The 1,510-nt window shown below is 67.6% G+C and carries 2 protein-coding genes; one reads left to right on the plus strand and one right to left on the minus strand.

Features of this window, described 5'->3' with window-relative positions; genetic code table 11:
* Positions 1 to 91 precede the first annotated feature (91 nt).
* The gene (gene era / locus S2M10_RS05380; RefSeq protein ID WP_168845233.1) at positions 92 to 1,000 is read left to right on the plus strand and encodes a GTPase Era; all 909 of its coding nucleotides are present in this window, start codon (positions 92 to 94) and stop codon (positions 998 to 1,000) included.
* Between the two features lie 48 nt (positions 1,001 to 1,048).
* Here the strand turns inward: era and S2M10_RS05385 are convergent, their stop codons facing one another.
* A complete protein-coding gene (locus S2M10_RS05385) occupies positions 1,049 to 1,339 on the minus strand; it encodes a UvrB/UvrC motif-containing protein (protein ID WP_168845234.1) in 291 nt (96 codons plus the stop codon).
* Between the last annotated feature and the right edge of the window lie 171 nt (positions 1,340 to 1,510).

Consider the following 1,510-nt stretch of genomic DNA (forward strand, 5'->3'; position numbering starts at 1 on the left):
GCCCCGCCCCAACCCCTCCCCTGAAGGGGAGGGGCTTAAGTGGGGCTTCCCCCCTCGCCCCGATCCCCATTCCCCAGTACAACCGGAACCCATGACCGAACTTACCACCCATCAATACTGCGGCGTCGTCGCGATCCTCGGCGCACCGAACGCCGGCAAGTCGACGCTGGTCAATGCCCTGGTCGGCCAGAAGGTCGCCATCGTCAGCCCCAAGGCGCAGACCACCCGCGCCCGCGTGATGGGCATCGCCATTGAAGGCGGCACCCAGATTATCCTGGTCGACACCCCCGGCATTTTCGAGCCCGAGCGGCGGCTTGATCGCGCAATGGTCGCCGCAGCCTGGGACGGCACCGACGGCGCCGATCTCGTCGCACTGGTCGTCGACGGCAAGGGCGGCATCGGCCCCAAGGTCCACGCGGTGATCGACAGCCTGCGCGGGCGCAAGGGGCGCAGGATCCTGATCCTCAACAAGGTCGACATCGCCGACAAGCCGCGCCTGCTCGGCCATGCCGCCAAGCTCAACGAGGCGCTGGCGTTCGACGAAACCTATTTCGTCTCGGCCCAGAACGGCGACGGCGTGCCCGAGCTCAAGGCGGCGCTCGCCGGCGCGATGCCGCAGGGCGACTGGTATTTTCCCGAAGACCAGGTCTCGGACGCCACCGATCGCATGCTCGCCGCCGAGGTGACCCGCGAGCAGCTCTACCTGCAGCTCCATGCCGAACTGCCCTATGCCAGCGCGATCGAGACCGAGAAATATAGCGAGCGCGAGGACGGCTCGGTCGAGATCCACCAGCAGATCCTGGTCGCGCGCGACACGCAGCGCGCGATCGTGCTGGGCAAGGGCGGCCAGCGGCTCAAGGAAATCGGCAGCCGCGCGCGTGCCGAGCTCTCGAAGCTGCTCGGCGTGCCGGTGCACCTGTACCTGCACGTCAAGGTCAACCCCAAATGGGAAGAGGATCGCGGCCTCTATCGCGAAATCGGTCTGGACTGGGTGGACTGACGACCGGAGTGCGCGCGACCGCAGTGGCCCTGTTCACGGCGGTTCGCTTCAGGGTCTGGGCGCGCGGCCGCGTTTGGAGCGGCCTGTGGTCATCGGATCAGGCTTGGGCGGGGGGCGCCATCCGGCAGGCGGGGTCCGCTTTTGCTGGCTTGTCCCCAGCCCCATCGCGCCGGGCTCCTGGCGCGTCAACCCCGTGAAGTTCGCTGCTTCCGCTTCGGCGGCGGTGGCGCCGCCGCGCATCGCGTTGATCACGTCGCGGCATCGTTGCGCCGTCTCGAAATCCAGCGCGGCCACGGCCTGATCCATCTGCTGCTGCAGGGTTTCGACGGTTACGGTCACCTGGCTTGAACGTTCGAAGGCGGTATGCGGGTGCACGTCGTGTCGTCTTCAGGCACGCATGCTGTAGGGCCGGACGGCGATGGGTGGATGATGGGCTGTGACTGCGTGTTGGCGGAAACGACAACGCCGCCCGTGAGGGCGGCGTGTGGCGTTCTGTAGCGGTGGTTGCGG

It is taken from the genome of Sphingomonas sp. S2M10 (genome assembly GCF_012650175.1).
Lineage (GTDB): Bacteria > Pseudomonadota > Alphaproteobacteria > Sphingomonadales > Sphingomonadaceae > Sphingomonas.

What these genes read in the sequence shown, in the direction of transcription:
- era (WP_168845233.1), top strand. Translation starts at nt 92, where the DNA reads ATGACCGAACTTACCACCCATCAATACTGCGGCGTCGTCGCGATCCTC.